The organism is Neisseria sp. P0016.S008 (assembly GCF_051957775.1).
In the GTDB taxonomy this organism is placed as follows: domain Bacteria; phylum Pseudomonadota; class Gammaproteobacteria; order Burkholderiales; family Neisseriaceae; genus Neisseria; species Neisseria flavescens_B.
Map to the genome: position 1 here is coordinate 55,574 of NZ_JBQCWB010000002.1, position 24,128 is coordinate 79,701.

The following is a 24,128-nucleotide window of genomic DNA, read 5'->3' on the forward strand; positions in this document are numbered from 1 at the left end:
TGTCATGATTAAAATTCGCAATATCCATAAGACCTTTGGCGAAAATACCATTTTGCGCGGCATCGATTTGGATGTCGGCAAAGGACAAGTAGTTGTTATCTTAGGCCCTTCCGGCTCAGGCAAAACCACGTTTTTACGCTGTTTAAATGCTTTAGAAATGCCTGAACAAGGTCAGATCGAGTTTGACAATGCGCAGCCGTTAAGCATCGATTTTTCCAAAAAACCAAGCAAACACGATATCTTGGCACTGCGCCGCAAATCTGGCATGGTGTTCCAACAATACAACCTCTTTCCGCACAAAACTGCGTTGGAAAACGTCATGGAAGGGCCGGTTGCCGTACAAGGCAAACCTGTCGCCAAAGCGCGTGAAGAGGCTGTCAAATTGCTTGAAAAAGTCGGCTTGGGCGATAAGATTGACCTCTACCCTTACCAGCTTTCCGGCGGTCAACAGCAGCGCGTCGGTATTGCCCGCGCATTGGCGATTCAGCCTGAATTAATGCTGTTTGACGAACCGACTTCCGCGCTCGACCCTGAATTGGTACAAGATGTTTTGGATACCATGAAGGAATTGGCACAAGAAGGTTGGACCATGGTTGTCGTTACGCATGAAATTAAATTCGCCTTAGAAGTGGCAACCACTGTTGTCGTGATGGACGGCGGCGTTATTGTCGAACAAGGCAGCCCGCAAGATTTGTTCAACCATCCCAAACATGAGCGCACACAAAAATTCCTGCGCCAAATCCGTGCGGACAATGCCGATCTTTAAATTTAATTGAAACAACAGACAATTTGAAAGCATTTCCGGCTGTCATTTCATAAAGGCCGTCTGAATAAGTGATATAGAAATCGTTGATTTCATTTTCATACTTGTTCAGACGGCCTTTTATATGTCTTTTCAGGTAAAATAACGCCTTTCGTTTTACTTACCCCCTTGCCTGCCATCATGATAGAAATTAAAAAACTCACCCTGCAACGCGGTTTGAAAGTCCTGCTCGATAAAGCCGATGCCGTAATCAACCCCGGCCAACGCGTTGGTTTAATCGGCAAAAACGGTACGGGGAAATCCAGCCTGTTTGCGCTGATAAAAGGTGAAATCACACAAGATGGCGGCGAAATCCTTATTCCCAAAACATGGCGTCTGGCTTCCGTCTCTCAAGAAACGCCTGATTTAGATATTTCCGCTTTAGACTACGTTTTGCAAGGCGATGCCGAATTACAGGCTTTTCAGACGGCTTTGGCCCAAGCAGAAGCGCAAAACGACGGCATGAAGCAAGCCGAATATCACGCCAAACTTGAAGAAATCGATGCCTACACTGCTCCGGCACGCGCCGCCAAACTGCTTAACGGCTTAGGTTTTGCACAAGAAGAACATACCCGCCCCGTCAAATCTTTTTCCGGCGGCTGGCGTATGCGCCTCAACCTTGCCCAAGCGCTGATTTGTCGTGCCGATTTGCTGCTTTTGGACGAACCAACCAACCACTTGGATTTAGAAACCGTATTGTGGCTGGAAAACCATCTCGCCTCCCTGCCCTGTACGCAAATCATCATCTCCCATGACCGCGACTTCTTGAATGCCACCACAACGCAGACCATCGAGCTGTCGCAACAAAAACTGACCCAATACGGCGGCAATTACGATTTCTACCAAGCTGAACGCGCCCAACGTCTGGTGCAACAACAAGCCGCCTACGTCAAACAGCAGGCGCAAATCAAACATCTGCAATCCTTTATCGACCGTTTCAAAGCCAAAGCCACAAAGGCCGTACAAGCTCAAAGCCGCATGAAGGCATTAGCCAAGCTCGAGCGCATCGCTCCTGCGCATTTGGATAGCGAGTTTTCCTTTGAGTTTGCCAATCCGACCCACCTGCCCAATCCATTATTAAAACTCGACCATGCCGACTTGGGTTATGGTGATAATACCGTTTTGCACGATATCACCTTGTCTCTGGAAAGCGGGGCACGTTACGGCCTGTTGGGCGTTAACGGCAGCGGTAAATCTACATTTATCAAAGCATTGGCAGGAAAAATCGATTTACTTTCCGGCAGCATCGTCCGCTCCGAAAAGCTCAATATCGGCTATTTTGCCCAACATCAACTGGATACTTTACGCACCGACCAAAGTCCGGTTTGGCATATCCAACAGCTTTCGCCCGAAGTCCGCGAACAGGAAATCCGCAACTTTTTAGGCGGTTTCAACTTTGTTGGCGATATGGCGATTCAAAAGACCGAGCCTTTTTCGGGCGGTGAAAAAGCTCGGCTTGCCCTTGCCATGATTATCTGGCAAAAACCTAATCTGCTCCTGCTTGACGAACCGACCAACCACCTAGACTTGGATATGCGCCACGCCCTGACACTTGCCCTGCAAAGTTTCCAAGGCGCATTGATTGTTGTTTCGCACGACCGCAGCCTGCTTGAAGCGACTACCGATAGTTTCCTCCTTATTGACAAAGGTCGTCTGAACAACTTCGACGGCGATTTGAACGACTACCGTCAATGGCGGTTGGCACAAGAAAACGCCGCAGCGGCCCCCGCCGCTTCTTCACAAAGCCAAAGCCGTAAGGACACCAAGCGTATCGAGGCACAAATCCGTCAGGAAAAAGCCAAACGCAGCAAACCGATTCAGCAGAAAATCGACAAAGCCGAAAAAGAAATCGCACGATTAACTGATATTCAGACGGCCTGTGAAGCATTTTTGGCACAAGAATTTGCTTATTCAGAAGAAAATAAACCCAAATTGCAAGAGACACTCGCACAATTAACAGAAACTAAAGTAAAATTAACGCAACTGGAAGAAAACTGGCTGCAATGGCAGGAAGAGCTTGAGCAAATCCAAGTGGATGTCGAAGCCGAGTTTTCCCAATAAAAATAGAGCCATCAGGCCGTCTGAAATAAAACACAATACGGAAAAACATGACTTCAACCATCAAACAAGCCGGATACTTCCTCGTATCCTCTTTCGTCTTGGGCATTTCTCTTCACGCTGTCGCCGCAGTTTATTCCTGCGGCAACGGCAGCTATACTTCCGAACCCAAATCCTCCTGCGCACAGGCCGAATTGCCTAAAATCAGCGGCCATCAAGGCAGCGGTTACCACCTCAACATCCGCAGCCTCAATGCCTCCGATGACCGTGCAAGTGCAAAGCCTAAGAAAAAGGCACGCGCGGGAAAATCCGATAAACAAGAGAAAAAAGCCGACAAACCGAGCAAAAACAAAAACAGTGCAAAAGCTAAAAAACAGCAGCCCATGCCGTCTGAACAAGAATAAAATGCTCAACTGCAACGAATCAGCCCTACCTGAATCATGAAAAAATATCTGCTTACCCTATCCCTGCTGCCGCTTGCCGTTTTTAACAGCCAAGCCCACGCCGCAAAAATCTACACCTGTGAAGTCAACGGCTCGATTGTCTATACCTCGCGTCCAAGCGGCAACTGCCAAGCCGTCAACGATTTGCCGATTGTCGGCAAATACAGCAGCAGCCGATACGACGCCCCGGTCAGCGATGCCCCTACACTAGATGCGCCGACATCACAAACTGCTCCGGCAAAAAGCAAAAACACAGCGGCAAAATCCAACCATAAGGCAACGCCCAAACCAGCCCCTGTCCGTACCGCTTCTGAAACGGCTCCTCCTCCGGTTCCAAAATCCTCCGGCGTCAACAGCCGCCGCTCTATTTTGGAAACCGAGTTATCCAATGAACGCGCGGCTTTGGCCGATGCCAAAAAGCAACTGAGCCAAGCACGGACAGCCAAAGGGGGCAGCGTCAATCAACAGGCCATCAGCACATTGCAAGGTGCGGTTTTGGATAGGGAGAAAAACATTCAAGCCCTCCAGCGCGAACTGGGCAGAATGTAAGTCCAAATCAATCAAAACATCAGGCCGTCTGAACAGGTGGAAACGAAATCCAAAATTTTCGTCGCGCCAAACAGACGGCCTGAATCCTATAATGATTACGCCCGTTTCAATTTCTTGTGCCTAGTAAATACGGTATAATTTGCCCTTTACGCACATTACCCCCGGTCTTTTCAGACGGCCTTTATCTCATGACTGCAAAATCTTCTAAAACCCAAACAAAAAAACGCGTCTCTACCAAACCGGCAGCCAAACCGACCACACGCAAATCCACCAAAGCACAAACTCAAGCCGACAATAAAGTCTCCCAACGCCTCAAGGCCGCCAAAGAGCTGCAAAGAAACGAAGAAAAAAAAGCGCGTCCCGAGCATGTCGTCAACTTGATTAATGATGCTTTATGGCTGTTTGGCTTGGTTATTACCATTTATCTGGCCATTTCCCTGGCCAGCTTCAGTATGGACGACCCTGCATGGTCGCGCAGCGTTCCCAAAAGCAACGATGTCGCCAACCTCGGCGGCCTCTTCGGCGCATATCTTTCCGATGTCGGATATTATCTGTTCGGCTTATCGTTTTGGTGGTGGATAGCTGCCTCTTGCGTTTTCCTCTACAAAAATTTCCGCCCCATGAAAAAGCAGGAAAACCACAAGCCCTACAATCACGGTGTAGCCGCTTTGGCATTGTTTCTCCTGCTGGTGTGCAGCCCGATTATCGAACATTTCCTGTTTGACAATGCATTGAGCGAATCCCTTCCCGTCGGCGCCGGCGGCTTGGTCGGCTTGTTGGCCGGTTCAGGCTTGGCTTGGCTGTTGGGTAAGTCGGGCAGCCTGTTGATTATGCTGGTGATGTTGCTTTTATCCATTTCCCTACTGGCTCAGGTGTCATGGTTGGAAGTCATGGCCAAATCCGGCAGCCATATGGGCGGCCTGTTTGGCAATTTGATGAAAAAACTGTCTCAATTCCAAAATAAAAAAGAAGATGTCCACTCCGAGGCTTTGGAAACCCAAAATACGCGCCGCATGGTGAAAGAGGCCAAAACCATTACCGCCACTCCAGTTGCTCCGTTGGCAGGCAGCAGCAGCAACCGTAAAACCGTTGCCGTATCCGTTGCGCCGCCCCCTAAAATCCAAACTTCCCTATTTGACGATACTGAACTTAAAAACAACGGCGAATATCACAAGCCCAATATAAACCTGTTGCGTATGCCGTCTGAAGAACCGGTTGCCGTCAATCCGGATGAATTGCAACAGACCGCAGAATTGATCGAAGCCAAGCTGGCTGAATTCGGCATCGGCGTACAGGTTGTTTCCGCCACTTCCGGCCCCGTAATCACCCGCTACGAAATCGAACCGGCACAAGGTGTCAAAGGCAGCCAAATTGTCGCCCTGTCCAAAGATTTAGCGCGCTCGATGTCTCTGCAAGCGGTACGCATCGTAGAAACCATTGCCGGTAAAAACACCATGGGCATTGAATTGCCCAATGAGAAACGCCAAGACGTGATGTTGAGCGAAATCCTCTCTTCACCCGTGTTTACCGACGCCAAGTCCAAACTGACCGTTGCTTTGGGTAAAGATATTGCAGGTACGCCCGTTGTCGGCGACTTGGCCAAAATGCCGCATCTTTTGGTCGCAGGTATGACCGGCTCGGGTAAATCCGTCGGCGTGAACGGCATGATTATGTCCATGCTCTTCAAAGCCACGCCCGACGAGGTCCGCTTCATTATGATTGACCCGAAAATGCTGGAATTAAGCATTTACGACGGCATTCCGCACCTACTCTGTCCGGTTGTGACCGATATGCGTGAAGCCGGACAAGCATTGAACTGGTGTGTTGCCGAAATGGAAAAACGCTATCGTCTGCTTTCTCACGCCGGCGTGCGTAATTTGGACGGCTTCAACCAAAAAGTCGAACAAGCCAAAGCAGCAGGCAAACCATTGCTCAATCCGTTCAGCTTAAATCCTGACGATCCTGAGCCTCTGGAAAAACTGCCGTTGATTGTGGTCGTTATTGATGAGTTGGCTGACTTGATGATGACCGAACGCAAATCCGTTGAGCAGCAAATCGCACGCCTTGCCCAAAAAGCACGTGCAGCAGGCATTCACATGATTGTTGCCACCCAGCGCCCGAGTGTCGATGTGGTTACCGGCCTGATTAAAGCCAACATTCCGACACGTATGGCCTTTACCGTACAAAGCAAAATCGACAGCCGCACTATTCTTGACCAAATGGGTGCGGACGAATTGCTCAAATACGGCGACTCATTATTCCTGCAACCGGGCAGCGCAGAACCGACACGCCTGCAAGGTGCTTTTGTTTCCGATGATGAAGTGCATCAGGTCGTCAATTTCGTCAAAGAACAGGCTCCAACCAACTATGTTGAAGGTCTGCTCAGTGGCGAAGCGGCTATCGAAACCACCAATATTGTCAATCCGAACGCAAACAGCGATGAGTTATTCGATCAAGCCGTTGCCTTCGTATTGGAGAGCCGAAAAACTTCCATTTCCGCCCTCCAACGCCAATTGCGCATCGGCTACAACCGTGCCGCCAATTTGATAGATGCGCTTGAAAATGCCGGTGTTCTTTCTCCGGCAGACATCAACGGCAGCCGACGGATTCTGGCACAAAAAGACCAGCTGTAAAAAACAATAATATCGAAACGCAAAGGCCGTCTGAAAAGAATTTCCCACTTTTCAGACGGCCTTTTTATGTTATTCGTGAAACATTGTGTTATACTAAGCAGCTAAATTTTGACCTTATGCACGCTTCCGAAATTCTTCGGAATACTGAGCAGAAGGATAACCGTTTAAACACAACAAATTTAAGGGCTTACGATGAGCGTAACTGTTGAAACTTTAGAAAATCTGGAACGCAAAGTAGTATTGTCTCTGCCTTGGTCCAAAATCAACGCAGAAACTGAGAAAAAACTGAAACAAACCCAACGCCGTGCAAAAGTTGACGGCTTCCGTCCGGGTAAAGCACCGTTCAAAATGATTGCCCAAATGTACGGCGCAAGCGCACAAAACGACGTTATCAACGAATTGGTACAACGCGAATTCTACGAAGTTGCCGTTGCTCAAGAATTGAAAGTTGCCGGTTACCCACGTTTTGAAGGCGTTGAAGAACAAGACGATCAAGAGTCTTTCAAAGTTGCCGCTATTTTTGAAGTTTTCCCTGAAGTAACTATTGGCGACCTGTCTGCCCAAGAAGTAGAAAAAGTTACTGCGACTGTTGGCGATGCCGAAGTTGACCAAACTGTAGAAATCCTGCGTAAACAACGCACCCGCTTCAACCATGTTGACCGCGAAGCCCAAAACGGCGACCGCGTCATCATCGACTTTGAAGGCAAAATCGATGGAGAGCCTTTCGCTGGCGGCGCGTCTAAAAACTACGCTTTCGTATTGGGCGCAGGCCAAATGCTGCCTGAATTCGAAGCCGGTGTTGTCGGCATGAAAGCCGGCGAAAGCAAAGATGTTACCGTAAACTTCCCTGAAGACTACCACGGTAAAGATGTTGCCGGTAAATCTGCCGTATTCACCATCACTCTGAACAACGTTTCTGAAGCTACTTTGCCTGAAGTTGACGCAGACTTTGCTAAAGCTCTGGGCATTGAAGACGGCGACGTTGCCAAAATGCGTGAAGAAGTGAAGAAAAACGTTGGCCGCGAAGTTGAGCGCCGCATCGGTGAACAAACCAAAGAATCTGTAATGAACGCCCTGCTCAAAGCGGCCGATTTGCAAGTTCCTGTTGCTTTGGTCAACGAAGAAGCCGCCCGCTTGGCAAATGAAATGAAACAAAACTTCGTTAACCAAGGCATGGCTGACGCTGCAAACTTGGATCTGCCTTTGGATATGTTCAAAGAACAAGCAGAACGCCGCGTTGCTTTGGGTCTGATTTTGGCTAAATTGGTTGAAGAAAACAAACTTGAGCCAACTGAAGACCAAATTAAAGCCGTTGTTGCCAACTTCGCTGAAAGCTACGAAGATCCTCAAGAAGTTATCGACTGGTACTACGCAGAGCCTTCCCGCCTGCAAGGCCCGACTTCTTTGGCAGTAGAAAGCAACGTTGTTGATTTCGTTCTGAGCAAAGCTAAAGTAACTGAAAAAGCGCTGTCTTTTGACGAAGTAATGGGCGCACAAGCTTAATTGCTCTAAGGCCGTCTGAAACAGACAATCAAAAGCACCGAAGCGCTTTAAATGGCTTTGGTGCTTTTCCATCATTAACAGGAGACAAAAATGTCCTTCGATTTCAATAATTACCTTGTCCCTACCGTTATCGAACAAAGCGGTCGCGGCGAGCGCGCATTCGACATCTACTCACGCCTTTTGAAAGAGCGCATCGTTTTCTTGATTGGCCCGGTGACAGACGAATCTGCCAACTTGGTTGTTGCGCAATTACTGTTCTTGGAAAGTGAAAACCCTGATAAAGATATCTTCTTCTATATCAACTCTCCGGGCGGTTCGGTTACTGCCGGTATGTCGATTTACGACACCATGAACTTCATCAAGCCTCATGTTTCTACCTTATGCTTGGGTCAAGCGGCAAGTATGGGCGCATTCCTGTTGTCCGCAGGCGAAAAAGGCAAACGCTTTGCCCTGCCAAACAGCCGTATCATGATTCACCAACCGCTTATCAGCGGCGGCTTGGCGGGCCAAGCTTCCGATATTGAAATTCACGCTAAAGAGCTGCTGAAAATCAAAGAGAAACTGAACCGCTTACTCGCCAAACATTGTGATCGCGATTTGGCCGACTTGGAACGCGATACCGACCGCGACAATTATATGTCTGCCGATGAAGCTAAAGAATATGGTTTGATTGACCAAGTTTTGGAAAACCGTGCCTCTCTGCAAGCCTAATCTTTATAGTTTTTAAATTAAAAGGCCGTCTGAAAAGTATATATTCAGACGGCCTTTCTTCAATCTTACTTCGTGTTTTCTTTGTTATTCACTTGAACCGGATACAACAAAATCAAAGGATTAGCTTTCACTTGACTCCAGAAGCTCTTCAGCAGATTACGCATACTGCCCAAACGCGTACCGCGAGAACGGAGTGCAACAGCCAAAGCCAAAGAAAAGCTGACCACTAAATTTACCATGCCGATTGCCAATACACTTGCCAAGCCAAGCATAAAAGTGAATATATCTGTATGGCCGCTAATCGCAGCATAACCCAAATTTGCCGAAGAGAACGCCACATGGCGAATATCCAGCGGCAAGCCGAAAAGATGGCCAAAATAGCCGGTCATCCCCAAAAGCATACCAAAAATAAAATTGCCCATAAGCGAGCCGTAATGTTTATGAATATAAGCGGCCAAACGGCGGCGCGGCTGCGGACGCATGATTTTTCGTAAAAACGGATTAAACGGCAGGCGCTGACGCAGGTTCAGATAATCAGAACGGTTGTCAAAGAAGCCGGCAATAATCCCCGAACAAAACAGCCATACACCGGCAATAGCGGCATACCACAAGGTCGGCTGAGTAAAAATCTCAATAGATTTAAGCTGGTAGGCTGTAACTGCCTCATTCAATAAAGGCTGGCCATGCGTGTAGGCATAGCCCCAAGCGATCCCCGCCGCCAACAATACAGCGATCGATACATTGCCAAACACGGCAACACTTTGCGAACGACACACGTCAATCAACAATTTTGCCAATTTGTTGTCCACTGCTTTGCTGCCTTCATTTGAGTCCACCTGCTCGGCAAAGCTCGCCGCCGTCATGGCAGGCTGCTTGGTCGCAACGGTACAGTGCAGCATATGAATCAGCATAAAGCCTAAGCCGTAGTTAAGCCCGGCAAGGAATGAAGTAGTAAACTCGCCGAATCCCAAAGACGCAATATGGATTTTATTCAATGCCATCAAAGCAATAATTACGCCGCCGCCTGCTGCGGAATAAAACATTTTGAAATATTCGCTACGGTTGCGCGTAATGTAATGCTCACCATGATGGCTTTTGTTTTCCGTAATACTGCGTGCCAGCATTCGGATACTGCTTTTACGCAAGTGGCTGGTGCTGTATTGCTCTACCGCCGCGTAAATCATCGCATTCATCAGATTGATGGTTAAACGAGTACGGCTGCCGGTTTCGATTTGAATATTGGTCAACAGTTTCAGACGGTCTATGGTTTGTTGCAGGCGCTCCAGCAGGTGCGCCACTTTCACTGACGAACCAGACCCTGCTCCCGTACCACGACGACGCAGATACTCAATTTGCTTGTCGCACTGGTCGAACATGACCTCCAAGTGCGCCGTATCGTAAGTTTCTTCGCTGTGGCGATAGTGTTCTACCAATTTTGCAATTTCACGTTGCAAAGCGACAAATGCCGAATCTGCCTCCAATAAACGAGGGGCAATTCGTATTAAATCTGGCTCAATCGCTTCGGATGCAATCCAAATAGACAGCATTTCTACCGCTCGTAAACGGGCATCCGCCAACTGTCGGCTGGCCGTCTGAAGCAAAGCAGGATCCGCCTTACCCTGCAACAATTCATACATGCTCAACCATTGGCGCAAACTCAGGGTTTGCAACCATTTATCATCGTTTTTCGAATGAAAAAGATACAAAAATACTTCGCGTAAGTTGGAGAAATCTTTATAAGATGGGCTGAAACGTTCGTAAATCCGTATGCCCATCTCCCGGGTAAAACTATGGCGCGAGAAAATACCCAGCTTAATCAGCGCAGGATAGATGTGAACTTTGGACAGCCAGGTATAGAAACGCAGGCTGAATTGACGGCATAAAGCATCGTCTTGTTTTAAAGTAGATAAAATCAAATCGAAACGTTCGGAAGCCTGTTTTTTGCCTCCTCGGCGCAAAAATTTGATTAATGCATTGAGAATAAGAACAAAGTCGGTATCATTTAAGCGCTCCGACAAAATAATGTGAAGATTTTGATTAGTCAGTTTTTGCATTGTAGTATTATTACACAAAATGAGATATTTAGCAAGAACCTCGGCAAACAGGTCGGATTATATCGCATTCTTTATCAACCCATGGTACAAGATTTTCGATTAATATTCTCTAAAATTCAATGAATAATCAAATTACATAACAAATATATGATGTGAATCAATAACTAGGAAAGGCCGTCTGAATTCTTTCAGACGGCCTTTTACAACAGCATACTACATTGTTTTAACCTTATGCAAACAAGAGCTTACCATCCTCTTCTTTAACATGGATTGTGCTATCCGGTGCATATTTACCTTCAAGCAATGCTTTTGCCAACGGGTTTTCGATTTCTGACTGAATGGCGCGTTTGAGCGGACGGGCACCATACACAGGGTCGAAACCGGCTTTAGCAATCAGATCCAAGGCAGCATCATCGACTTTCAGATGCAGATGTTGTGCTTCCAAACGTTTTTCCAAACCTTTAAGCTGGATTTTCGCAATGCTGCGGATATTGGCTTGATCCAAACCGTGGAACACGACTACTTCATCAATACGGTTGATCATTTCAGGACGGAAATGTTCTTTCACATCCTCCATTACAACTTCTTTCACTGCTTCGTAGTCTTGAGTACCCATTTGTTGGATATGTTGGCTACCGATATTAGAAGTCATCACGATAACAGTATTTTTGAAGTCAACAGTTCGACCTTGTCCATCAGTCAAGCGGCCGTCATCCAATACTTGCAACAGAATGTTGAATACATCCGGATGGGCTTTTTCCACTTCATCCAAAAGAATCACGCTGTATGGTTTGCGGCGGACTTGCTCAGTCAGGTAGCCGCCTTCTTCGTAGCCGACATAGCCGGGAGGCGCACCGATTAAGCGGGCAACAGCATGTTTTTCCATGTATTCGGACATATCGATACGAATCAGATGATCTTCGCTGTCAAACAGGAAGCCTGCCAATGCCTTACACAATTCGGTCTTACCTACACCGGTCGGGCCTAAGAACAAGAAGCTGCCATAAGGTTTATTCGGATCGGCCAAACCGGAACGGCTGCGGCGGATAGCGTCAGACACAGCACGCACAGCTTCGTCTTGACCAACCACGCGGCGGTGCAATACTTCTTCCATTTTCAGCAGCTTGTCGCGTTCGCCTTCCATCATTTTTGACACGGGGATACCGGTCATGCGGGAAACGATTTCGGCTACTTCATCCGCGCCGACTTCAGTACGGAAAAGTTTGTTTTGTTTTTTGCCGTCGGAGTTGCTTTCCGCTGCCTGCAACTGTGCACCCAATTTCGGTAACTCGCCGTATTCGAGTTCGGACGCGCGGGCAAAGTCGCCTTGGCGTTTGGCCTGCTCGATTTTGACTTTGATGTCGTCCATCTGTTTCTTGATGTCGGCAGTGCTGGATGATGCCGCTTTTTCAGCTTTCCAGATTTCGTCCAAATCAGCGTATTCTTTTTGCAGTCCGTCGATTTCTTCGTCTATCAATTCCAGACGTTTTTTGCTGGCATCATCGGTTTCTTTGGCAACGTGCATTTTTTCCATTTTGAGCTGGATAATGCGACGGTCAAGTTTATCCATTTGCTCAGGTTTGCTGTCCAGCTCCATTTTGATGCGGCTGGCGGCTTCGTCGATCAAATCAATCGCTTTATCAGGCAGGAAGCGGTCGGTAATATAACGGTCGCTCAACTCCGCTGCGGCAACGATAGCAGGGTCAGTAATATCGATACCGTGGTGGATTTCATAACGCTCTTGCAAACCGCGCAAAATAGCGATGGTATCCTCCACGCTTGGCTCGCCAACCAATACTTTTTGGAAGCGACGTTCAAGTGCAGCATCTTTTTCGATGTACTGACGGTATTCGTCCAAAGTAGTCGCACCGATACAGTGCAATTCGCCGCGCGCCAAAGCCGGTTTCAACATATTGCCCGCATCCATTGCGCCGTCGGTTTTGCCTGCGCCAACCAAAGTATGGATTTCGTCGATGAAAATCAGAGTGTTGCCGTCGTCTTTAGCCAAGTCGTTCAACACGCCTTTCAAGCGTTCTTCAAATTCGCCGCGGTATTTCGCGCCGGCAATCAAAGCCGCCAAGTCCAGAACCAAAAGGCGTTTGTTACGCAGGGATTCAGGTACTTCGCCGTTGACGATACGTTGTGCCAAACCTTCAACAATCGCGGTTTTACCCACACCCGGCTCACCAATCAGCACAGGGTTGTTTTTGGTACGGCGTTGTAATACCTGAATCGCACGACGGATTTCATCATCACGACCAATAACAGGGTCGAGCTTGCCGTCACGGGCACGTTGAGTCAGGTCGAGTGTGTATTTTTTCAAAGCATCGCGTTGGTCTTCGGCATTCGCATCGTTCACGTTTTGTCCTCCTCTTACCGCATCGATCGCGGCATTGATATTTTGTTCGGTCGCACCGGCTTCTTTCAAAATTTTGCCGGTAGCATCATTCTGCTGAACCAAAGCCAGCAGGAAAAGTTCGCTGGCAATATAGGCATCGCCGCGTTTGGTTGCAGCCTTGTCCATCAAGTTCAATACAGCTTGCAGCTCACGGCTAGGCATAATATCGCCGCCTTGACCGGATACTTTTGGCAAGCTGCTCAAATGTTGCTGCAAACGTTGTTTTACTTGAGGCACATTCACACCTGCATGAGCCAGTAACGCAGCGGCACCACTGTTTTGATCGTCAAGCAACGCTTTTAAGATAAAGCCGGCCTCAAGGTAGCTGCTGTCCGCAGCCAAAGCCAAACTTTGACCCTCTTGCAGAGCTTGCTGGAATTTAGCAGTCAATTTATCAAATCTCATTTTACGTTCCTCTTCAAATATATTCTGTTAGAGCTTATATAAGCGCAAATGTGGATAACTCAATAGCTATTTACTCAATTAATTAACAGTTTTTACTATATTATTGTTTTATAAAGTTTTATTTTTTATAAATTTATGTGTATAACTTTTATTATCCATTTACCCTTTGCTCAAAAGGCCGTCTGAAAAATCAAGAATAATCAGGTATAATCGGCACCATATTTATTTTCAGACGGCCTTTGTGCCGAAGGATACTTTCATGAGCAAAAAACGAGTTTTAACAGGCGTTACCACAACAGGTATTCCACACTTGGGCAACTATGTCGGTGCCATCCGCCCGGCTATCCGCGCAGCGCAAGATTCAAATACCGAATCATTCCTCTTTTTAGCCGACTATCACGGCATCATCAAATGTCATGAGCCGGAAATGATTCATCAATCTACTCAAGCTGTTGCCGCCACATGGCTCGCCTGCGGACTTAATCCGGAACAAACCACTTTCTACCGTCAAAGCGACATTCCTGAAGTCATGGAGCTGAACTGGATTCTGACCTGTATCACCGCAAAAGGCCTGATGAACCGCGCCCACGCTTATAAAGCCGCAGTACAGGCAAATATTGAAAACGGTCAGGAAGATCCGGATCACGGCGTGGAAATGGGCCTGTACAGCTACCCTATCCTCATGACTGCCGACATTCTCATGTTTAATGCCCATGAAGTTCCAGTCGGTCGCGACCAAATCCAACACGTTGAAATGGCACGCGATATTGCCGGCCGCTTTAACCACCGCTTCAAAGAACTCTTCACTCTGCCTGAAGTAAAAATCGACGAAAACGTCGAACTCTTGGTCGGCTTGGACGGACGCAAAATGTCCAAATCCTACGGCAACACCATTCCGCTTTGGGAAAACGACAAGAAAACCCAAAAATCGGTTAACAAAATTATCACCAATATGAAAGAGCCCGGCGAGCCGAAACAGCCTGATGAAAGTCCTCTGTTTGAAATCTACAAAGCCTTCTCCACGCCGTCTGAAACTACCGAGTTCACGCAAATGCTGGCCGAAGGCCTTGCTTGGGGTGAGGCCAAGAAACTCTTGGGTGCAAAAATCAATGCCGAACTCGCAGAACCGCGCGAGCGTTACAACGAGTTGACAGCCAAACCCTCTCAAATTGAAGACATTTTGCAGGCCGGCGCACAAAAAGCGCGTAAAGAAGCACGCGAATTGTTGGATAAAGTACGCGATGCAGTAGGTATTCGTCCGTTGAAATAATAGCAAGGCCGTCTGAATATTTCAGACGGCCATAATATCGTTTATCATTTGAAATATAATCGTTTTTCTAGGGTTTCTCATATGAAAAAAACCTTTCCCCTTATCTTGCTCAGCCTTTCATTGGCTGCCTGCGGCGGTAAATCTGAAGATACTGCAGCCAATGATGCTGCTTCAGGCAAAGCGCCCAAGCCTACCTTCAAAGTTAAATATATCGATGAACAAGCCATAGCCGGTTTGGATTTAGGTACAGCTCAAGAAGGCGAAACGAAAGAAGGTAAAAAACAACGCACCTACCCGATTAACGGCATAGAGGGCGGCGTCATCAATCTGATTGGCAAGCACCCTACCGACTTAGAAGTCATCAGCGGCCAATGCATGGAAAAAAATGAAAAAGGCGTTTCAGCCGGCTGGTCAGCCAACGGTGTCTGCCACACTGCCTTTGCAAAAATGGTGGACAATATTGCCCAAGACGGCAGCAAACTGACCGACTATCTGATTTCACACGCTGCTTTGCAACCTTATACCGAAGGCAAAAGCGGTTATGCCGCCGTACAAAACGGCCGCTATATTTTAGAAATTGACAGCGAAGGCATGTTCTATTTCCGTCGCCGCCATTACTAAAACCCTACCCATCCTATTTTCCCCTGACACAAGGACTGAATCATGGCCCAAGTTACTTTCCAAGGCTCACCTATTTCTACAAACGGCAATTTGCCTGCCATCGGCCAAGTTGCACCTGATTTCACATTGGTAGCGGCAGACCTATCTGAGAAATCATTGGCTGACTTTGCAGGCAAACGCAAAGTACTGAATATTTTCCCCAGCATTGACACCGGCGTATGCGCCCAGTCCGTCCGCACTTTCAACAAACGTGCCTCGTCTTTGGACAATACCGTCGTTTTGTGTATTTCTGCCGATTTACCGTTTGCACAAGCCCGTTTCTGCGGTGCAGAAGGTTTGGAAAATGTAGTGACACTTTCTACATTCCGCAGCGGCTTTTCTAACGATTACGGTGTTACACTGACAGAAAGCCCATTACGCGGCCTGACTGCCCGCGCAGTGGTGGTTTTGAACGAGCAAAACCAAGTTCTCCACGCTGAGTTGGTTTCTGAAATTGCGAACGAGCCTGACTATGAAGCAGCCTTGGCTGTTTTGTAATTAACCAAATAAAATCAGGCCGTCTGAAAATTTTCAGACGGCCTTTAGATTATCTTCAAAATAAAAACGGTAGCTTAAAAGCTACCGTTTTCTGTTTCAAACCTTATACAGATTTATCTGTTTTGTCTGCTTCTACTGACTCAATATTCTGAACCTCATTTTGCTCAACAGGTTCAGCAGCTTCAGCAACAGGTGCTTCAGGCTCTTCTACTTTGTCATCGCGGACATTGTGGCTGTAATCCTTAGGCGGGCTAGGCTGTTTACCGGCCATAATTTCCAAAACTTGGTCTCGATCGATGGTTTCCCAATCCATCAGTGCTTTGCACATGGTTTCCATCTTATCGCGATTTTCATCCAAGATTTTGTAAGCGACTTGGTATTGCTCATCCAAAATACGGCGGATTTCCGCATCGATATCTTGTTGGGTTTTCTCGGAAATATTTTGAGATCGGGTTACGCTACGACCCAAGAATACTTCGCCTTCGTTCTCAGCATAAACCATCACACCCATTTTGTCGCTCATACCATAACGCGTTACCATCTCGCGTGCCATTTGAGTTGCACGCTCGAAGTCGTTAGATGCACCGGTAGAAATACGGCCAATAAAAATATCTTCAGCAATACGGCCACCAAACAAGATTGAGAGCTGACTCAGCATTTGGTCTTTGTACATGCTGATACGGTCACGCTCAGGCAGCTGCCAAGTCAAACCCAGTGCACGGCCACGAGGCATAATGGTTACTTTGTGAACCGGATCGGTAAATGGCAGGCTTTCCGCTACGATTGCATGGCCGGCCTCATGATAGGCTGTCGCACGTTTTTCATCTTCGTGCATCACCATACTGCGACGCTCCGGACCCATATAGATTTTGTCTTTAGCATCTTCAAAGTCGCTTTGATCGACTTTAACTTTATTGCGACGGCCGGCAAACAAAGCTGCTTCATTGACCAAGTTTGCCAAATCCGCACCTGAGAAACCAGGGGTACCGCGTGCTAAAGAAGTCAAATCTACGGATGCATCCAAAGGTACTTTTTTAGCGTGTACTTTCAAGATTTGCTCACGGCCACGGATATCAGGCAATGGAACAACGACTTGACGGTCAAAACGGCCCGGACGCTGCAACGCAGGATCAAGTACATCAGGACGGTTGGTTGCTGCGATCACAATAACGGTTTGGTTGCTTTCAAAACCATCCATTTCAACCAACAATTGGTTCAACGTTTGCTCACGCTCATCATTACCACCGCCCAAACCGGCACCGCGCTGACGGCCGACAGCATCAATTTCATCGATAAAGATGATACATGGCGCGTTTTTCTTAGCCTGTTCGAACATATCGCGGACACGGCTCGCACCGACACCGACAAACATTTCTACGAAGTCAGAACCTGAAATACTGAAGAATGGCACACCGGCTTCACCAGCAATCGCTTTAGCCAGCAATGTTTTACCCGTACCAGGGCTACCGGCCAACAAAATACCGCGCGGTACACGACCACCCAGGCTTTGGTAACGGTTAGGCGATTTCAGATAATCCACGATTTCTTGTACTTCTTCTTTTGCCTCATCACAACCGGCAACATCGGCAAAAGTCACTTTATTGGAATCTTTGTCCAACAAACGTGCACGGCTCTTACCAAAAGAGAATGCGCCGCCTTTACCGCCACCGCCGCTTTGCATGCGCATGAAGTAGAACCATGCACCAATCAACAACAAAACAGGCAACAGGCTGTAAAACAGACTGGCCAACATGCTTGGTTTTTCTTCCGGAGTCACTTTGACGCGTACTTTGTTGTCCAACAGTGTTTTAACCAAGTTGTCATCCAAAGGCGCATTGGTATAGAAGGAAGTTTTATCGGTGCGCTCACCTTTAATCAGATAGCCGCTGACAACAGATCCTTCAATATTGACATTGGATACTTCGCCACTATTAACTTGCTGAATAAATTGAGAATATTCGATTTGCTGTTTATCTTCCTGCTTATCGCTGAGCGCATTGAATGCTGCTAAAAGCATAGCACCACCCACTACCCAGACTAATATGTTTTTAATGGTATTCCCCACTGAACAGGCTCCATGGTTACAAAATAAATAAAATCAAGGGAAAGAATTTTAAAGCACCCACCCTACATTGTCAGCGTTTATTTTTACCTAATAGGTAAATCTCACTGGAACGATTGCGGGAAGCATCCGGCTTTCGGGTTTGTACACTGGCAAAAATTTCACGCATAGCCGCCGTATACTCTTGATAACCCGCGCCTTGAAACACCTTCACTAAAAAACTGCCTCCGGTTTTCAAATGTTGGGAGGCAAAATCCAAAGCCAGTTCACACAAATAAAAACTGCGTGCCTGGTCTGTTACGGCATTGCCTGACATATTGGGTGCCATATCGCAGATTACAAGATCTAACGGACGATTATCCAATAAGGCTTCAAACTGCTCCAAAACAGCATCTTCCCTAAAGTCGCCCTGAATAAATGACACGCCTTCAATAGCATCCATCGGCAAAATATCCAAAGCAAACACAGCCCCAGTTTTACCGACCAGCTTGGCTGCAACCTGTGACCAACTTCCCGGCGCACTGCCCAAATCTGCCAAAACCGTACCTGGTTTGATTAATTTATCTTTTTGATTAATTTCCAATAATTTATAAGCCGCTCTGGCACGATATCCGTCCTTTTGTGCCATATGGACATAATGATCGTTGACATGCTCATGCAGCCATGCTTTTGAAGATTTTGAGCGTACAGCCATCTTGATTTGAAATGCTTAAGTTAAAATCAGCATTGTACGTTATTTCCCCCGTAAATGTTCTAAATCGCGTACAATATAGCCATTATTCTTTTTAATTGGATACTTATTGATATGAGCGACAACAAATTAAGCACCAAAGAAATTTTGGCCTTGAAAGCCCAAGCACACCACCTCCACCCTGTCGTTATGATCGGCCAACAAGGCTTGACCGACTCGGTCATCAAAGAAACCGATGCCGCATTGACAGCGCACGAATTGATTAAAGTCCGTGTTTTTGGCGATGATCGTGCTGAACGTATTGAAATTTGTGATGCTCTGTGTGAAACACTGGGTGCTCAACTGGTGCAACATATTGGCAAATTACTTGTTTTATGGCGTAAAAAACCGGACGATGAATAATTTAAACTGAATAAACAACAGAAGTATTTTCTCAACCCACTTTATCACACCCTTCTGTTGTATTTATGCAGCATAAAACAAATTATTCCATTATTCTAATTATAAAAATACAAATACGGTTGTCTGTTTTTGTAAATAACCTCAAAATTACAAAATCATAACGGCCGCACCTTGTCGGCCAATAATTTTATTCTTAATCCTTCACAAAATATAAAAGCAAACCGATGAATGCTCAACAATATGAAGAATCTTTTCTGCTAGCAGAAAAATTAATCACTCAAGACCCACCTGACTTTGCACGAGCCATCCCATTGCTCTGCGAAGCAGCAGAAGCCGGGCATATTGAGGCTGCATTTCAACTGGCAGGATGCCTGTTCGAAAACCACGAAAACGAACAAGATTTGGCAATTGCAATTGAATATTTAAAACAAGCAGCAAGAGCCGGCCATCCCTATGCCCGCTATAATCTTCTCCAATTACAAGAAAATAACGGTGCAGAAGTAGAAACGCTTATTTCAGCCTATCAAGAGCTTGCCGAAGAAGGATTAGCCCCTGCCCAGCTGCGCCTGATGCGTTTATACTCAGATAATGGCAATGACCAAGAAGCAATCAAATGGGCATTGAAAGCTGCCGAACAACAAAATCCTCAGGCACAATACTTCTTAGCCCAACATTACCAATATTCCAGCTCTCCTGATTTGGAATATTCTCATAAACTTTATCAGCAATCGGCTGCACAGGGGTTTATTGCGGCACACTGGCAACTCGGCCTTCAATACAAATTGGGGCAAGGTGTTGCACAAAACCCTGAAAAAGCAATCGAACATTTGCGTATTGCCGCCGATTACGACATTGTTCCTGCGCAAACTTCTCTTGCTGAACTCTTAGCCGCATCAAATCCTGCTGAAGCATTGGAATGGTTTGAAAAAGCTGCTGAACAAGGTGATAGTAATGCGCATGTAGCACTTGCCGAAATCTATCTAATGGGCAAAAACACCGAACGAGACCCTCAAAAAGCCTATCAGCACGCTAAATTTGCTGCGGATCAAAATGATCCGGAAGGCTTGCGCCTTTTAGGTGATATCCATCGCTACGGATTGGGACGAGCAGTTGATGCAGACACCGCACGTCAATATTATCAACGCTCGGCCGATTTAGGTAATCTTGTCGCTTACCAAAAACTTCTGTCTGACAGCGCATTGAATAACCAGCAAAACTATGAGCTGACGAAAGAAATCGCCCTCCAACGTCAGGAAGCTGAACGTTTGTATAAGCTGGCATTTGCAGCGCACTATGGCTTAAAACGCCAACAGAATTACGCTGAAGCACTGGATCTATACCATCAGTCCGCAGAACGTGGACACAGCAAATCCCAAACTAACCTTGGCATGATGTATTACAGCGGACAAGGTGTACCTGTCGACTATGCCCAAGCTGCAAAATGGTTTGAAGCAGCGGCCAAACAAAGAGACACGATGGCTCAATATAATCTTGCCTGTCTGTATTATCACGGCATGGGTGTAGAAAAAGACATCAACAATGCTTGTTTCTGGTTGCAAGAAGCCATCCAACATGGACATGAACAGCAAGACGTTCTTAAAGAGCTTTTGGCTCAATGGAAGCAATTCGCTCAAAAAGCCTCTGCTGCTTAAAGGCCGTCTGAAATTCTAACTTCCTACACAAATGACATGTCAGAACTAAACAGCCTGTACATGTCATTTTTTCATTTATCCTTCCTCAATAATCTTCATTTCAAATCCCATTTTCTCTTAATCTCTTTTAAAGTCTTCAGATGGCCTATTCTCTTTGTAAAAAATCAGATAATATAAATTTTCCCTTTCTAACCCTAAATCCAATCTAAACTTTCAATTTACAACAAAATTTAAAAAATATTTTTCGTATTCGAATCTATTTACTCAAATATCTGATACTTTTTACTGTATTACTAAAAACAAGCTCCATAACTCTTTTAAAAAGTCTTAATTTCAACCTCTACATCCTATCAATATCTACAGCATGATTTGCCAGTTTGCCCAATTACTGATAGCATTTGCAGATTAGCCTGTTCGCAAAAAGTTCAATTCTTTCTGATTTTTCATCAACGGTTATAACGTATTGAAAACATTACAGTAATTAAGACTTTTTCGAATTTGACTCTAGGAATTTTCGTTTTTAACTCACATTTGTTCACAAACGAAAATATCGGAGTAATACTCCGTCATTGAAAAACACTCAACACAAGGATAGATATTATGTCCACCCAATTACACGATGTTGACCCAATTGAAACCAAAGAATGGTTAGACGCGTTAAGCTCTGTTTTAGAATATGAAGGCAGTGAGCGCGCTCAATACCTGCTGGAAAGTTTGGTCAAATACAGCCGTGACAAAGGCATCCGTATGCCTCACGGCACCACTACTCCATACTTGAACACCGTTTCCGTTGAAGACGAAAAAGGCATCCCTGGCGACCAAAACATCGAACACCGCATCCGTGCATTCGTCCGTTGGAACGCTGCCGCTATCGTTTTGCGCGCGGGTAAAAAAAATTTGGAATTGGGTGGACACATTGCATCTTTCCAATCAGCCGCCACTATGTACGAAGTCGGCTTCAACCACTTCTGGAAAGCTAAAGGCGAAGGCGAAGAAGGCGATTTAGTATTCTTCCAAGGCCACGTTGCTCCTGGTATCTACGCACGCGCGTTCGTTGAAGGCCGTCTGACTGAAGACCAGCTGAACAACTTCCGTCAAGAAGTTGACGGTAAAGGTCTGCCTTCTTACCCTCACCCTCACCTGCTGCCTGACTTCTGGCAATTCCCAACCGTATCTATGGGTCTTGGCCCATTGATGGCGATTTACCAAGCACGCTTCCTGAAATACTTGGAATCTCGCGGCCTGGCTAAAACCAAAGGCCGTAAAGTATGGGTATTCTGTGGCGACGGTGAAATGGACGAACCTGAAAGCCAAGGTGCTATTGCTCTGGCTTCACGCGAAGGCTTGGACAACTTGGTATTCGTTATCAACTGTAACCTGCAACGTTTGGACGGCCCAGTACGCGGTAACGGCAAAATCATTCAAGAGCTGGAAGGCAACTTTGCCGGCGCCGGCTGGAATGTTGTGAAAGTCATCTGGGGTCGTCGTTGGGACCGCCTCTTGGCAAAAGACAAAGACGGTATCCTGCGCAAACGCATGGAAGAATGTTTGGACGGTGACTACCAAACTTACAAATCCAAAGACGGTGCGTACGTTCGCGAACACTTCTTCAATACCCCTGAATTGAAAGCATTGGTTGCCGATATGACCGATGAGCAAATTTGGGCATTGAACCGTGGTGGTCATGACCCTCAAAAAGTGTACAACGCTTACGACCGCGCAGTGAACCACGCCGACGGCAAACCTACTGTAATCTTGGCAAAAACCATTAAAGGTTACGGTATGGGTGCATCCGGCGAAGGTCAAAACGTTGCCCACCAAGCAAAAAAAATGGACAAAGCGTCTCTGAAACAATTCCGTGACCGCTTTGACATTCCTGTAACTGACGAGCAAATCGACAGCGGCGACCTGCCTTACCTGACTTTTGCTCCTGACAGCGAAGAATACAAATACCTGCACGCACGCCGCGAATCTTTGGGTGGCTACCTGCCTCAACGCAACCCTACCCAAGACGTTCTGGAAGTGCCTGAACTGTCAGCATTTGATGCCCAACTGAAATCCAGCGGTGACCGTGAATTCTCAACCACTATGGCTTTCGTACGCATCCTGTCTACTCTGCTGAAAGACAAAAAAATCGGCAAACGCGTTGTACCTATCGTTCCTGACGAAAGCCGTACTTTCGGTATGGAAGGTATGTTCCGCCAATATGGTATTTGGAACCCTAAAGGTCAACAATACACCCCTCAAGATAAAGACCAACTGATGTTCTACAAAGAATCTGTTGACGGTCAAATCTTGCAAGAAGGTATTAACGAGCCAGGCGCAATGGCTGACTGGATCGCGGCTGCAACCAGCTACGCCAACAACAACTTTGCGATGATTCCTTTCTACATTTACTACTCTATGTTCGGTTTCCAACGTGTCGGCGATTTGGCATGGGCTGCCGGCGATATGCACGCACGCGGCTTCCTGTTGGGTGGTACTGCCGGCCGTACAACACTGAACGGTGAAGGCCTGCAACACGAAGACGGCCACAGCCACATTCAAGCCGATTTGATCCCGAACTGTGTTTCTTACGATCCGACCTTTCAATACGAAGTAGCTGTTATCGTACAAGACGGTCTGCGCCGTATGTATGCCAATAACGAAGACGTGTTCTACTACATCACCCTGATGAACGAGAACTACGCTCATCCTGACATGCCTGAAGGCGTGGAACAAGACATCCTGAAAGGTATGTACTTGCTGAAAACCGGTGACAAAGGCGACAAGAAAGTTCAATTGATGGGTTCCGGCACCATCCTGCAAGAAGTGATTGCCGGTGCCGAATTGCTGAAAGCCGACTTCGGCGTAGAAGCAGACATTTGGTCTTGCCCGTCCTTCAACCTGTTGCACCGCGACGCCATCGAAGTAGAACGTTTCAACCGCCTGCATCCGCTGGAAGCTGAAAAAGTGCCTTTCGTTACCTCACAACTGCAAGGTCATGACGGTCCGGTTATCGCCGCTACCGACTATATCCGCAGCTATGCCGACCGTATCCGCGCGTACATCCCGAACGACTACCATGTCTTGGGTACCGATGGTTTCGGCCGTTCCGACAGCCGTGCCAACCTGCGCCGCTTCTTCGAAGTGGACCGCTACAACGTTGCCGTGGCAGCATTGAGCGCATTGGCAGAGCAAGGCAAAGTCAGCAAAGAAACCGTTCAGCAAGCCATTGAAAAATACGGCATTAATGCCGATGTGGCTCCAAGCTGGAAACGCTAATTGATGTTTCAGACGGCCTGTTTGCTTTATTCAGACATCAGGCCGTCTGGAAACCGAATGCTTGAATGGCTTG

General features: G+C 46.9%; 16 protein-coding genes and 2 pseudogenes. 14 read left to right on the plus strand and 4 right to left on the minus strand.

Annotated features, from left to right (window positions below; genetic code table 11):
- Positions 1 to 4 precede the first annotated feature (4 nt).
- From ACTHS8_RS02465 to clpP, 8 genes and pseudogenes are all read left to right on the plus strand, one after another.
- Positions 5 to 766 carry an amino acid ABC transporter ATP-binding protein gene (locus ACTHS8_RS02465; RefSeq protein ID WP_440372886.1) on the plus strand — a complete coding sequence of 254 codons (762 nt, stop codon included), beginning with the start codon at positions 5 to 7 and terminating at the stop codon, positions 764 to 766.
- Positions 767 to 943: 177 nt separating this feature from the next.
- Positions 944 to 2,863 carry an ATP-binding cassette domain-containing protein gene (locus ACTHS8_RS02470; RefSeq protein ID WP_440372887.1) on the plus strand — a complete coding sequence of 640 codons (1,920 nt, stop codon included), beginning with the start codon at positions 944 to 946 and terminating at the stop codon, positions 2,861 to 2,863.
- A gap of 47 nt (positions 2,864 to 2,910) precedes the next feature.
- On the plus strand, positions 2,911 to 3,264 hold the full coding sequence (locus ACTHS8_RS02475) for a nucleolar protein (protein WP_440372888.1): 354 nt from the start codon (positions 2,911 to 2,913) through the stop codon (positions 3,262 to 3,264).
- A 36-nt stretch (positions 3,265 to 3,300) separates the two neighbouring features.
- A complete protein-coding gene (locus ACTHS8_RS02480; RefSeq protein ID WP_049328344.1) occupies positions 3,301 to 3,852 on the plus strand; it encodes a hypothetical protein in 552 nt (183 codons plus the stop codon).
- 188 nt (positions 3,853 to 4,040) lie between these two features.
- Positions 4,041 to 4,743, plus strand: a pseudogene (locus ACTHS8_RS02485) (DNA translocase FtsK 4TM domain-containing protein); the annotation flags it as partial.
- Positions 4,744 to 4,844: 101 nt separating this feature from the next.
- Positions 4,845 to 6,485: pseudogene (locus ACTHS8_RS02490) on the plus strand (DNA translocase FtsK); the annotation flags it as partial.
- A gap of 192 nt (positions 6,486 to 6,677) precedes the next feature.
- A complete protein-coding gene (tig, locus tag ACTHS8_RS02495) occupies positions 6,678 to 7,988 on the plus strand; it encodes a trigger factor (protein ID WP_004520605.1) in 1,311 nt (436 codons plus the stop codon).
- A gap of 90 nt (positions 7,989 to 8,078) precedes the next feature.
- Positions 8,079 to 8,699, plus strand: a complete 621-nt coding sequence (gene clpP, locus ACTHS8_RS02500; protein WP_003683589.1) for an ATP-dependent Clp endopeptidase proteolytic subunit ClpP — start codon at positions 8,079 to 8,081, stop codon at positions 8,697 to 8,699.
- A gap of 65 nt (positions 8,700 to 8,764) precedes the next feature.
- Here the strand turns inward: clpP and ACTHS8_RS02505 are convergent, their stop codons facing one another.
- A complete protein-coding gene (locus ACTHS8_RS02505) occupies positions 8,765 to 10,753 on the minus strand; it encodes a site-specific recombinase (protein ID WP_440372889.1) in 1,989 nt (662 codons plus the stop codon).
- A 229-nt stretch (positions 10,754 to 10,982) separates the two neighbouring features.
- On the minus strand, positions 10,983 to 13,556 hold the full coding sequence (gene clpB / locus ACTHS8_RS02510; protein WP_440372890.1) for an ATP-dependent chaperone ClpB: 2,574 nt from the start codon (positions 13,554 to 13,556) through the stop codon (positions 10,983 to 10,985).
- 259 nt (positions 13,557 to 13,815) lie between these two features.
- Here clpB and trpS point away from each other — a divergent pair, with 259 nt between their 5' ends.
- The 3 genes from trpS (at position 13,816) to tpx (ending at position 15,984) form a co-directional block, all read left to right on the plus strand.
- A complete protein-coding gene (gene trpS / locus ACTHS8_RS02515) occupies positions 13,816 to 14,826 on the plus strand; it encodes a tryptophan--tRNA ligase (RefSeq protein WP_440372891.1) in 1,011 nt (336 codons plus the stop codon).
- Positions 14,827 to 14,907: 81 nt separating this feature from the next.
- Positions 14,908 to 15,447 carry a hypothetical protein gene (locus tag ACTHS8_RS02520; RefSeq protein ID WP_070587691.1) on the plus strand — a complete coding sequence of 180 codons (540 nt, stop codon included), beginning with the start codon at positions 14,908 to 14,910 and terminating at the stop codon, positions 15,445 to 15,447.
- 42 nt (positions 15,448 to 15,489) lie between these two features.
- Entirely contained in the window at positions 15,490 to 15,984 is a 495-nt protein-coding gene (gene tpx / locus ACTHS8_RS02525; protein ID WP_063075709.1) for a thiol peroxidase, read from the plus strand.
- A 103-nt stretch (positions 15,985 to 16,087) separates the two neighbouring features.
- On the opposite strand, the gene ftsH is transcribed toward tpx, so the two are convergent.
- Together ftsH and ACTHS8_RS02535 are read right to left on the minus strand one after the other, a co-directional pair.
- The gene (ftsH, locus tag ACTHS8_RS02530) at positions 16,088 to 18,049 is read right to left on the minus strand and encodes an ATP-dependent zinc metalloprotease FtsH (protein WP_063075708.1); all 1,962 of its coding nucleotides are present in this window, start codon (positions 18,047 to 18,049) and stop codon (positions 16,088 to 16,090) included.
- A 70-nt stretch (positions 18,050 to 18,119) separates the two neighbouring features.
- Positions 18,120 to 18,740, minus strand: coding sequence for an RlmE family RNA methyltransferase (locus ACTHS8_RS02535; protein ID WP_004520613.1), 621 nt, complete (start codon positions 18,738 to 18,740; stop codon positions 18,120 to 18,122).
- 111 nt (positions 18,741 to 18,851) lie between these two features.
- Between ACTHS8_RS02535 and yhbY the strand changes: the two genes are divergently transcribed.
- The 3 genes from yhbY to aceE all read left to right on the plus strand — a co-directional run bounded on the left by yhbY (position 18,852) and on the right by aceE (position 24,055).
- Positions 18,852 to 19,139 (plus strand): ribosome assembly RNA-binding protein YhbY, encoded by a 288-nt coding sequence (gene yhbY, locus ACTHS8_RS02540; protein ID WP_063075707.1) that lies wholly within the window; start codon positions 18,852 to 18,854, stop codon positions 19,137 to 19,139.
- 224 nt (positions 19,140 to 19,363) lie between these two features.
- Positions 19,364 to 20,791: a tetratricopeptide repeat protein gene (locus ACTHS8_RS02545; RefSeq protein WP_063075706.1), complete on the plus strand. Its 1,428-nt coding sequence runs from the start codon at positions 19,364 to 19,366 to the stop codon at positions 20,789 to 20,791.
- Positions 20,792 to 21,391: 600 nt separating this feature from the next.
- Positions 21,392 to 24,055 carry a pyruvate dehydrogenase (acetyl-transferring), homodimeric type gene (gene aceE, locus ACTHS8_RS02550; RefSeq protein WP_440372892.1) on the plus strand — a complete coding sequence of 888 codons (2,664 nt, stop codon included), beginning with the start codon at positions 21,392 to 21,394 and terminating at the stop codon, positions 24,053 to 24,055.
- Positions 24,056 to 24,128 lie beyond the last annotated feature (73 nt).

Bases quoted from the DNA above. Each gene is read 5' to 3' on its own strand.
- ACTHS8_RS02465 (WP_440372886.1), top strand. From the start codon at position 5: ATGATTAAAATTCGCAATATCCATAAGACCTTTGGCGAAAATACCATT.
- ACTHS8_RS02470 (WP_440372887.1), top strand. From the start codon at position 944: ATGATAGAAATTAAAAAACTCACCCTGCAACGCGGTTTGAAAGTCCTG.
- ACTHS8_RS02475 (WP_440372888.1), top strand. From the start codon at position 2,911: ATGACTTCAACCATCAAACAAGCCGGATACTTCCTCGTATCCTCTTTC.
- ACTHS8_RS02480 (WP_049328344.1), top strand. From the start codon at position 3,301: ATGAAAAAATATCTGCTTACCCTATCCCTGCTGCCGCTTGCCGTTTTT.
- tig (WP_004520605.1), top strand. From the start codon at position 6,678: ATGAGCGTAACTGTTGAAACTTTAGAAAATCTGGAACGCAAAGTAGTA.
- clpP (WP_003683589.1), top strand. From the start codon at position 8,079: ATGTCCTTCGATTTCAATAATTACCTTGTCCCTACCGTTATCGAACAA.
- ACTHS8_RS02505 (WP_440372889.1), bottom strand. From the start codon at position 10,753: ATGCAAAAACTGACTAATCAAAATCTTCACATTATTTTGTCGGAGCGC.
- clpB (WP_440372890.1), bottom strand. From the start codon at position 13,556: ATGAGATTTGATAAATTGACTGCTAAATTCCAGCAAGCTCTGCAAGAG.
- trpS (WP_440372891.1), top strand. From the start codon at position 13,816: ATGAGCAAAAAACGAGTTTTAACAGGCGTTACCACAACAGGTATTCCA.
- ACTHS8_RS02520 (WP_070587691.1), top strand. From the start codon at position 14,908: ATGAAAAAAACCTTTCCCCTTATCTTGCTCAGCCTTTCATTGGCTGCC.
- tpx (WP_063075709.1), top strand. From the start codon at position 15,490: ATGGCCCAAGTTACTTTCCAAGGCTCACCTATTTCTACAAACGGCAAT.
- ACTHS8_RS02535 (WP_004520613.1), bottom strand. From the start codon at position 18,740: ATGGCTGTACGCTCAAAATCTTCAAAAGCATGGCTGCATGAGCATGTC.
- yhbY (WP_063075707.1), top strand. From the start codon at position 18,852: ATGAGCGACAACAAATTAAGCACCAAAGAAATTTTGGCCTTGAAAGCC.
- ACTHS8_RS02545 (WP_063075706.1), top strand. From the start codon at position 19,364: ATGAATGCTCAACAATATGAAGAATCTTTTCTGCTAGCAGAAAAATTA.
- aceE (WP_440372892.1), top strand. From the start codon at position 21,392: ATGTCCACCCAATTACACGATGTTGACCCAATTGAAACCAAAGAATGG.